The sequence below is a fragment of the Bacteroidales bacterium genome (assembly GCA_031275285.1).
Classification (GTDB): domain Bacteria; phylum Bacteroidota; class Bacteroidia; order Bacteroidales; family UBA4181; genus JAIRLS01.
Genome location: JAISOY010000074.1, coordinates 41743 through 52590, shown reverse-complemented (window position 1 = coordinate 52590; position 10848 = coordinate 41743). Strand labels below are relative to the sequence as shown.

The window sequence follows — 10848 nt, the reverse complement described above, 5'->3', positions numbered from 1 at the left end:
ATTCTCCGTTATCAGGAAACGGCTTTGGCCGTAAGCACCGATATGTTACTGGAAGGCACGGACTTCGACCTCACATATACTCCGATGCAACATCTGGGATACAAAGCTGCAGTGGCCGGAATATCCGACATCTATGCCATGAATGCTATTCCACAACAATTGTTGGTGTCTATAGGCATTTCTTCCAAATTCTCCGTTGAATCGCTTGAACTTTTTTATTCCGGATTACAGCACGCATGCGAACATTATCAGGTAGATCTGGTTGGTGGCGATACCAACCCTTCCCTTACCGGGCTTTCAATTAATATAACGGCTATAGGAAAAGCCGAACTTCCGAAAATAACTTACCGAAATACCGCCGGAAAAGGAGACCTGATCTGTGTATCCGGAAACCTGGGAGCTGCCTATATGGGTCTGCAGATACTGGAACGGGAAAAGAAGATATTTTCAGATGATCCCTCAATACAACCAAACCTGGATGAATATGAATATTTGGTGGGACGCCAGTTAAGACCACATGCCCGCAAAGACATCATAGAATTCATGGCCGCTTCAAAGATCACACCTACAGCCATGATCGACATCACCGACGGCTTATCCTCCGATCTATTGCATATCTGTTCCGCATCAGGTGTTGGTTGTGAAATCCATCACCATAAAATTCCTATTGCAGATGAAACCGTTGGAGCTGCAGAGGAATTTTACCTGGAACCACTGATTGTCGCCTTGAATGGCGGTGAAGATTATGAATTATTATTTACAGTAGCTGTCTCCGATTATGAAAAAGTGATCGGGCAAGATGACATATCTATTATCGGATACATTGTCGATGAAGAGGATGGATGTAACCTGATAACAGAAACCGGCAACAAGATAACGATCCAGGCGCAAGGTTGGAAATAAAGCTTGCCGGAAATATTTTAGACCAGGAAAAGGGATTATTTCTGATTATCCTGAAAAAAATCTAAATTTGCATTTCTAAAAACAATACATATCATGCAAACAATTGACAAATACAATTTCAAAGGTAAAAAGGCCATTGTCAGGGTTGATTTCAATGTACCGTTAGACAAACAGACATTTGTGGTAACCGACGATACCCGTATCCGTGGAGCATTACCTACCATCAATAAAATTTTATCCGATGGCGGTTCTGTGATCTTAATGTCACACCTGGGACGTCCTAAAGGTGTGGAAGAAAAATATTCCCTTAAACATGTGATCGGACGCTTGTCTGAATTGTTGGGCAAAAATGTCGAATTCGCCGACGATTGTATGGGAGAAAGTGCCAAAACAAAAGCTGCGGCTTTAAAACCGGGTGAAGTATTATTGCTCGAAAACCTTCGTTTTTACGCTGAAGAAGAAGGGAAGCCACGTCTCCCTGATACAGCCACCGATGAAGAAAAGAAGGCGGCAAAGGCTGAATTGAAAGAAAAACAGAAAGCTTTTGCGAAACAGCTTGCCGGTTATGCCGATGTATATGTGAATGATGCATTCGGTACTGCACATCGCGCCCATGCTTCAACAGCCATTATTGCCGATAGTTTTTCTACGGAAAATAAAATGTTCGGATATTTGATCAATAGCGAATTAAAGGCTATGGATACGGTATTGAATTCCAGCGAAGAACCATTTACCGCTATTATGGGTGGCGCTAAAGTTTCCGACAAAATACTGATCATTGAAAACCTGTTGAACCGTGTTCAAAACCTGATCATTGGCGGAGGTATGACTTATACCTTTATCAAGGCGCAAGGCGGAAAGATCGGTAAGTCATTGTGTGAAGAAGATAAGCTGGATCTGGCGTTGGATATCCTGAAAAAAGCAAAGGAAAAAGGTGTCAATGTTTATTTGCCTACCGATGCTTTAAATGCTGATGCTTTTGATGCTAATGCCAATACGAAAATTTCGAAGGTAAATGAAACACCTGACGGATGGATGGGATTAGACATCGGAGAAGAAACCATCAAAACATTCAGTGATGTGATCGCCAATTCCAAAACAGTTCTCTGGAATGGTCCGATGGGTGTTTTCGAATTTGAGAAATTCTCAAAAGGAACATCCGCCATTGCACAGGCTGTCGCTAAAGCAACTGCCAACGGTGCGTTCTCTTTGATCGGCGGCGGGGATTCTGTTGCAGCCATTAATAAAAACAAACTGGCTGATAAAGTGAGTTATGTATCTACCGGTGGTGGTGCCATGCTTGAATATATGGAAGGAAAGGAATTACCGGGTATTAAAGCGATACGCGGATAATCTCTCCATAAATAAAACAATAAAAGCTGCCGATCGGCAGCTTTTATTGTTTTATGACAATATCCTGTTTATCTCATAGAGAAATCGGGAATTTCAATCTGTATGGTTGAAACCGGGACCAGATTTACATACTTATAGTAAAAACTGATGATCTCGTCATATTTATACCCTTTTTTACCCATCTCCATAGCCCCTTCCTGACATAATCCCACTCCGTGCCCGTAACCTCTTCCGTCAAGCACAACCTGTCCATCCAGCAACGACACATTAAAAAAAGTAGAACGTAACTGCCAATCATTCCGTATCTGCTTTACAGGCAATGAAAAATTATTTACCGAATAGTCCGGAACCCGGTGTACCTGTTGAAAACTAAAATCGGTTACTACATTTGGATCCGGGTTGAAACCGTTTTTTATTAAGTAAGCGATCCAATCATCCAGGGAGATCGTCTTTTGCCATCGGGCATTGGGTAGTTCCGTACAATGCGGATCAGTAACAGGGATCAAATAGGGCATATTGGTTTGCCATGCATTCTTTGCAGACTCCGTTTCTCCCCCGCAATTGGAATGATAAGTGGCCAGTATGGGTTTCGCATTTTCCTTATCTGTAAGGATAATATCCCCGGTTGCATTTACTGCCGAACGTATCAGGTCGCTATGACGGCATTGCCCTTTATAGGCCTGGCAATGTGTTTCGTCGCATAAGTGGAAATTCTCAGATCCGTGGCGCTGGATATGGCCATACAGATATGTACGGCAAATAACAGCTTTGGCTTTATAAAACTCTTCCGTACGTCCTGCACCTGTTTCTGCTTCAATTACCCCGGAAATATACCTGTTCTCCTCCACCCTGTTGATCAACCTGAGCCGCCCGTTATCCGGATAAAGACATATAACATCCTCAAAATTACGTGATTCCGACATAGGAGACACCGGTTTCAGCCGAACTACAGATAACGAATCATCTCCCCGGATAGTTAAACGATCATAAGAACCAATGACCCCTTTTTCATTACTGAGGATTATTTTCTGCCCGTATAAAGCAGCATAAACAGCCTGTCCACCAGCAATGATATATTGATCGACATTATTCTGGGAAACCGTCAGAGGAGTGTTATAGGCGCTTATTACTACTGTCTGGATTTGTGAATTGTTATATAAACTGACACTGATCGGACGAGCTGAAACATAGCCACAGACAGTAAGCATACCTAGTAGTGCTGTGATCCAAATATATTTTTTCCAGCCCATAAACATCAACAATTCCTCATCCTGATTTTTTACAAATATACCAGAACGATACCAGATCACCAAATTACAGGTTATCCAACATTTTCTTGTAATCGGCTAAATCTTCGAAATAAGTGAACCGGGGATCAGAAATTTTGATAATATTAGCCTGGTTTCCTGAAACAACTAATTGCTGACCATCGTTACAAGCTGCCAGTATTTTATTATAATAGGCCGTTACATCGATCTGTGCCATACTGACTACTGAAATCAGGTAACATCCCGGATTTTTCTGTAACAAGTCTATGATTTCATCTGCTGGAGAAGAGACTCCAAAATAATATACTTTGTGACCTGCTTTCCTCGAAAGATAATTACAGAAAATCAAATTATTATCCAGAAATTCCGTCTTAGGGAGAAACAATATAAATGTCTTTTTATCGACAGCTTCTGCCGTAGTTAACCCGTCGATGGCAACATATAGTTTTTGCTTGAACAACGAAGAAATAAAATATATCTGTATAAGGGATACGGATTCGGTTTGCCATAAATAGGCCAATCTTTTGAAAAATGGGACAAAAACCCGCATGATGGTTTCTTCAAAGCCCATCTGTAACACCAAATGGCTGAATAATTTTTCGAATTTGGCTTCATTCATTTCAATCATAATCAACTTTAATGTATTGATATGATTTTCGAGATTGCTATCGGTACTTTCAGCCAGCCGAAGCACTGCTTCCGCGACGTCTGTATCAGATAATTTAGCGATTTTGGAAATTTTCAAACCATTATTGTTCAATAAAGCCACACTGAGTAACTTCCGTAAATCTTTATCAGAATATATCCGGATGTTTGTAGGCGTCCGTTCCGGAGAAAGAAGTTTATATCTCTGTTCCCAGATCCTTATTGTATGTGCTTGAATTCCCGTAAGGTTTTCAAGGTCTTTAATGGAATAATTAGGCATGATCTTAATTTATTTAGAGGTTATTGATTAGGTTTATTCTAAGATTACACTATATTATATCATTGATGTTTAATGTGGTAGATTTATCATAAAACAATAATTACAGGTAAATTGTTCATTTTTTACGTAAAATAAATAGCCCATCCCTGTTTTCAATGATTGCTTTTTCTACCCGCTCGTCTTTACGCACAAAATCATTGAATATTCTCAGTTTTTCCGTAGTGGCATCCTGAATCTGATGGTCATATATTTTATTATACCACAATATATTATCTACAAGGATATATCCACCCTGTTTGACCTTATCGAATACAGCATGATAATATTCCAGATATTCTTTTTTTGCAGCATCGATGAAAACAAGGTCAAATAAATCATCTATCCTGGGAATGATCTCAAGGGCATCTCCGATATAAGAAACAATTTTCTCTTGTAACCCGGCTTTTCTAAAAAAAGTATCCGACATTTCTTTTAATTCGTCATTCTTATCTATGGTATACAAACGTCCCTGAGGTGGCAATCCTTCCGCCAAACAAATGGCCGAATAACCGGTAAATGTACCGATTTCCAGTATTCGTTCAGGTCGTACCATATGACTGATCATACTAAGTAAACGTCCTTGCTCATGACCGGATACCATTTCCGGATACAGTACACGAAGGTGCGTTTGGCGATAAAGTTCAGACAATAATTCACTTTCCGGCCCTAAATGGTGATATATATATTCCTGTAATGCTTCTTTCATAATTATTGATATACCAAGATATTTAGGTGATCGAATACCCTGTTAGCCACATCATTCAGATAGCGGGCATCAATATCGATAATCTGCTTGCATATATCCTGCAGGTTATCTACATGATGATACATGAGCAGGCTTTTCCCATTGGACAACATCCTAGCGTCGCTGTTATCCGAACCGATCGCCAGTTGTCCGATGATCTGTTGCTGCAACTTTTTTAACTGACTATCCTTTAACAATGTATTCTTAAGTTTGGCCAACTCCCGTTTGACCTGCGATAAGCATTGATCCAGATAGATCTTGTCGGTTCCAAAATAAATGTTGAATACCCCCACATCCGAATAAGGTGTGTAGGAAGCCTCTACATGATAAACCCAGCCATTACGCTCTCTCATCGACATATTTAATCGGGTATTCATTCCCGGGCCACCCAACAGGTTGGTCAACATGGTCATAGCTATCCGGAACTTCCGGTCGGAACTTTCACATGTCCTTCCCATTATACAATGTACCTGGTGATTTTTCTTGTTACAGGATACGGAAAAAGAAGGTGCAACGGCCGGAACTTGACGGGATACCTCCTTTGTACCGGGTGGATAATGAGACATATATTTCTCAACAAAATACACCAGCCGTTTAAAAGGTATATTACCCACCGATGATATAACAATTTGTCCGGGAATATAATTTCTGGATATGAATTGTTCAACTGATGGGATATTTATCTTTTTGATTTGCTGAATAGTTCCTAACGTACTATTACCCAATGGATGTCCGGAAAATAAAAGTTCGTCAAAATGATCAAAAATCATCTCGGAAGGGTTATCCATATATGACTTGATTTCATCCGAGACTACTTTCTTTTCTATGTCGAAAGCATCTTTCGTTATTTTATGGCCGAACACAATATCGCTGAATAACTCAAGGGCCCGGGCATAATGTTCATTGAGAAAAGCAGCATGAATACATGTATCTTCCTTGGTCGTATAAGCATTCAGATCCCCACCCACATTTTCAAGTCGATTGAGGATATGATATGCTTTACGCTTATGCGTCTCCTTAAAAATTAAATGCTCCGCCAGATGAGCTGCTCCGATTTCATGATTCAATTCATCGCGTGACCCCGCATTGATCATTAATGCACTATATGCTACCGGCGAATCTGTATGCTGATGTATCAAACGGATACCATTCTTTAGCTCATGCATTTCAAATAAGACTTCCGAAAAAAGAATTCGATTCGATAATTTTGAAAGTTTTGTTTCAAGGCACATCTAGCATTTTCTTTTTACTGACCATCAAAATATGATCTTCGTTTATCATCCAACTACAAAAACCATTTTATATGCCAACTGGTGTAAAAGCGTTTTTTTCAAATATAAAACAAAAAAACTGACGTCTAATTTCAAAAAACAACAAATACGATACAAATCAGTATATTTCCAGATGAACTTTTTTATTTCTTCGCTGCAAAGTTATATGTTTTATTCGATATTAACGATATATTTCAATCATTCTCATTACAAAATAAATAAAATATATTTTTGTTTATCTTTTTTAGTCAACTTCTATTCGTTTCTTAAATAAATATTTGTTTCGGCAAAAAGGCATCTCATTCCACAAACAAGCTGATTAAAGGGTCAGATCTATGATTTCCACCCCCGGATGTTTTGATTTATCAAAAGTAAAAAAAGTATCGGGTAAGGCATTCGTCACATTATATGGAGAAAAAGTGATTGTATACTGTGTACCATCCTTCAAAAATGCCTTTAAATAAACAATTTGTAATTTATTTCTTTCGATGTATAAACGGATGCGGGAATATTTGGTAGTTTTCAGCTGTACCGGATACAGGTCAATTTCATAAACGGGCCGGTTGTATTGTGTACTTTCTTTTACCAAATTACTTTTAAACTTTTTTGAAGACAAGTTAAAAATCGTTTGGGGATGAAGCAACTGAATATCTTCGTCATCATTAACCTCTTCCAGGTCAGGCTGGTTAATATTTACTTCATTAACATCCGGATAATATTGATAAAGCTTTGTTCCGTCAAAAAACAAGATATTGTCAGGAAGCTCCAGTTTATATTTTTCATTTTTAAGCCAAATTTTACCTTTTTGTTCCTCTTCGGAATTGTCCTGTAAATTTGTTATGGTTAAAGAAAAATCGACTTGTACGCCAGCATAAGATTTAAATTTGTCAACCACCTCATCCATAATTTTTTGTGAACGAGCATCTGTTTGTCCGTATAAGGAAAAGACAGAACAAATCAAAAGAAAACCGACCTGAATAAAATGTACCATGTTTATATAATTGTTGAAATAAGGTTTCGCCGAAGCCGGTCCAATTGCGATTGCCTGTTCTCAATATGTATTGATTTAAGCTTATCTTTCGAAAAAACAAAGGTAAAAGTGCAACCGGCATCTGCGGAAAATAAGGTCAAAGAATCAGCGCTGTCATACATCCAGTCTGTAAATTTCCAGAAAAATTCTTTCCTGCTCAATCCGACATGTATGTCATTTTTAAGTTTTATTTTAGTATCATAAATATCTGCAGACATCAATCTGTCTGTTTGAGTAATACGTATTTCTGTCTTTCCTTTATGGAACCAGTATATTTTAACAGCAAGTTCATTTTCCTGATTAGTAATCAGATAATATTCCTGTTTAAGTATATTTCCATAGTGATGTTGAAAATTATCGACTGTTATTTCAAAACCGAACGGATTCGCCGCGAATTGTTCTTTACTCTGCGCAATGGTCTTAGCACGGGTCAACTCACTGTTTGATACCCCCGCACAGGAAAAGAATACGAGCGCACATAAAACATATATCCTGGATGGTAAGATCATATTTACAGCTCCCGGTTAATGTAACTGCCATAATCTTTGATAATGGGCTTATAATGGCCTTCAAACAAAGGTGAAGATATGACAAAATCCGCTGTAGCACGGTTATCCGCCGTAACCACATTATATAATACGGCAATACGCGACAACGCCTTTACATCTACATCATGCGGTTGAGGTTGCATCGGATCCCAGAAAAAAATGAGAATATCAATATCGCCGTCGGAAATCATCGCCCCCATTTGCTGATCGCCTCCTAAGGGACCAGATTTTAGTTTAACGATGTGAGTAGTACGCGTATTGTTATTTTGTTGTTTTTTCTCAGACAAGGCCTCTTCAACTAATCTTCCCGTTGTTCCGGTACAAATCAGCCGGTGCTTCACCAATATCTCCCAATTCCAATTCACCCACTCTATCAGATCCAATTTTCTGTTATCATGAGCTACCAAAGCAATCCTTTTTATTTTATCCATTTAACAATGATTATCATTTTTTATTACACATATTATAGCTCCAGCCTCATCCTATTTTATTATATAGAACAAAACTCATGCAAAAATCTGTTTTTTTTGGTAATTCTGTATAATTTTGTCATAAAATAATTGTTAAGAATATGGCTTTTTTAAAAAAACGTTCTTCAAAAATACTTTTTACTGCATTATTAGTTTTACTGATCACTGTAGGAATTTTCGGATATACCGTATACCAGCGTGTCTATAAACCGAACCTGACCGTTAATGAAGACTCACCTTTTTTCTTTATCCCTACCGGATCCACTTATGATGATGTATGTATCCTGCTTTCTGAGACCGGTCTCCAGGATATGAGGTCATTTCGCTGCGTCGCAGAAAAAATGAATTACCCGAACACGTTAAAAGCCGGTCGTTACCGGTTAACGGATGGTATGAATAACATCAACCTGGTAAGGATGCTTCGCTCAGGAAGGCAAATTCCCGTAAAAGTGACATTCAATAATATCCGTCTAGGAACTCAGTTAGCGGGAGTGGTATCTGAAAATATCGAAGCTGATTCAACGGATATTGTTACATTGCTTTCCGACAGTGTTTACCTGCTTAAGTACAAACTCAACCCTCAAACGGTATTGAGTCTCTTTATTCCGAATACATACGAATTCTTTTGGAATACTTCTGCACAGGGTTTTATGGAACGCATGGAAAAAGAACATACCCGTTTCTGGAATGACAGCCGGAAGAAAAAAGCGCGTGAGATAAACATGACCCCGACAGAAGTGAGTATCCTTGCCTCCATCATCGAGGAGGAAACACAGATGAACAGTGAAAAACCGACCATGGCAGGAGTATATATCAACCGTATACAAAAGGGGATGTTACTACAAGCCGACCCTACTGTAAAGTTTGCCGCCGGAGATTTCATGATCAAACGGGTATTGAACAAGCATAAAGAAATCGATTCTCCTTATAATACTTATAAGTATAAAGGATTGCCCCCGGGACCGATTTGCATCCCGTCTATCGCATCACTGGATGCCGTACTGGATTATCAAAAAAGCGATTACCTGTATTTCTGTGCCAAAGATGACTTATCCGGTTACCATAGTTTTGCCCGAACTCTTGAACAACACAACCGTAATGCCCAGGCATATCAACGGGCTTTGAATAAATTAAAAATTTATAAATAGGCGAAAAGCGAATAATGGTTGTTAATGTGATCCTTTATTATACCAGATAACAATGATATTTCTACGTATATTACTTTTTCCGTTTTCCTTGCTCTATGGGGGAATTACTTATTTGCGTAATAAGCTATATGACTGGAAACTGATACCGGCAACATGTTACACGGATATTTGTGTGATCAGTGTCGGAAATATTACTGTCGGCGGAACCGGGAAAACTCCACATGTAGAATACCTGATCCAACTGTTATCGGAAGAATATAAGGTAGCTGTACTTAGTCGCGGGTATAAGCGAAAAACAAAAGGATTTGTTCTGGCCGACATCAACTCTACTTCTCTTGATATAGGGGACGAACCTTGCCAGATAAAGCGAAAATATCCTCATATACCTGTAGCTGTTGACGCAAACAGGGTTGAAGGAATAAAAAAATTGAAGGAAATACACCCCGGATTACAGATCATCCTGTTGGATGACGCTTTTCAATACAGGAAAATAATCCCTACACTGTCTTTTTTATTGACCGATTATCACCGTCCGTTATACCGGGACGACATGCTTCCCGGAGGACGAATGCGGGAATGGGCTAGTTCTGCCAAGAGGGCGGATATAATGATCGTTACCAAATCCCCGCCGAAAATTTCGGAGGAAGAACAATTTGTCATCAAGCATCATTATTCTCAAATAAGCCCCAAAGAAATTTATTTCACAAATATCACATACGGACTTCCTCAACCAATATATCCCGGTAATCGAATTACTACTTCCGGAAAATATGCTGTATTATTGGTTACCGGTATCGCAGCGCCAAAACCTTTGGAAATCCACATCAGTTCTTATACGGGAAATATGCATGTGATGACATATCCGGACCATCACTCCTATACAGAAAAAGATATCCGGGATATTACTGAAAAATGGCAGGGTTTAAATGTTCCGGAAAAATTATTGCTGACCACAGAAAAAGATGCTGTGCGTTTGCGTACCATGGATATTCCGGAACCGATAAAAGCACATATGTATTATATTCCGATAACCATTGGTTTTCCGAGAAATTCGAAAGAAATATTTGAAGGAGATGTAATGCAAAGAATAAAAAAACATTTGTTGCACTCCTCCGATCAAAAAACAGATTGACCAACCCATCAACTTT

11 protein-coding genes are annotated in these 10848 nt (G+C 38.9%); 4 read left to right on the top strand and 7 right to left on the bottom strand.

What is annotated here, in order from left to right; all coding sequences use genetic code 11:
* Together thiL and LBQ60_07850 are read left to right on the top strand one after the other, a co-directional pair.
* Nucleotides 1-903 (top strand): thiamine-phosphate kinase (gene thiL, locus LBQ60_07855; GenBank protein MDR2037821.1); only part of this gene is annotated, 903 nt, incomplete at its 5' end.
* A gap of 93 nt (nt 904-996) precedes the next feature.
* Entirely contained in the window at nt 997-2256 is a 1260-nt protein-coding gene (locus LBQ60_07850; protein MDR2037820.1) for a phosphoglycerate kinase, read from the top strand.
* A gap of 68 nt (nt 2257-2324) precedes the next feature.
* Here LBQ60_07850 and LBQ60_07845 read toward each other — a convergent pair whose 3' ends face one another.
* The 7 genes from LBQ60_07845 to LBQ60_07815 form a co-directional block, all read right to left on the bottom strand.
* Complete coding sequence (locus tag LBQ60_07845; protein MDR2037819.1) at nt 2325-3566, bottom strand: SpoIID/LytB domain-containing protein; 1242 nt, start codon at nt 3564-3566, stop codon at nt 2325-2327.
* Between the two features lie 4 nt (nt 3567-3570).
* Entirely contained in the window at nt 3571-4449 is an 879-nt protein-coding gene (locus tag LBQ60_07840) for a MerR family transcriptional regulator (GenBank protein MDR2037818.1), read from the bottom strand.
* 115 nt (nt 4450-4564) lie between these two features.
* Nucleotides 4565-5194, bottom strand: coding sequence for an O-methyltransferase (locus LBQ60_07835; GenBank protein ID MDR2037817.1), 630 nt, complete (start codon nt 5192-5194; stop codon nt 4565-4567).
* Between the two features lie 2 nt (nt 5195-5196).
* The gene (locus LBQ60_07830) at nt 5197-6399 is read right to left on the bottom strand and encodes an insulinase family protein (GenBank protein ID MDR2037816.1); all 1203 of its coding nucleotides are present in this window, start codon (nt 6397-6399) and stop codon (nt 5197-5199) included.
* A gap of 424 nt (nt 6400-6823) precedes the next feature.
* On the bottom strand, nt 6824-7495 hold the full coding sequence (locus LBQ60_07825; GenBank protein ID MDR2037815.1) for an outer membrane lipoprotein carrier protein LolA: 672 nt from the start codon (nt 7493-7495) through the stop codon (nt 6824-6826).
* A 2-nt stretch (nt 7496-7497) separates the two neighbouring features.
* Nucleotides 7498-8043 carry a hypothetical protein gene (locus tag LBQ60_07820; GenBank protein ID MDR2037814.1) on the bottom strand — a complete coding sequence of 182 codons (546 nt, stop codon included), beginning with the start codon at nt 8041-8043 and terminating at the stop codon, nt 7498-7500.
* A gap of 2 nt (nt 8044-8045) precedes the next feature.
* Entirely contained in the window at nt 8046-8513 is a 468-nt protein-coding gene (locus LBQ60_07815; protein ID MDR2037813.1) for a methylglyoxal synthase, read from the bottom strand.
* A 140-nt stretch (nt 8514-8653) separates the two neighbouring features.
* Between LBQ60_07815 and mltG the strand changes: the two genes are divergently transcribed.
* Complete coding sequence (gene mltG / locus LBQ60_07810) at nt 8654-9700, top strand: endolytic transglycosylase MltG (protein MDR2037812.1); 1047 nt, start codon at nt 8654-8656, stop codon at nt 9698-9700.
* Nucleotides 9701-9752: 52 nt separating this feature from the next.
* Nucleotides 9753-10832, top strand: a complete 1080-nt coding sequence (gene lpxK / locus LBQ60_07805; protein ID MDR2037811.1) for a tetraacyldisaccharide 4'-kinase — start codon at nt 9753-9755, stop codon at nt 10830-10832.
* Nucleotides 10833-10848: the final 16 nt, after the last annotated feature.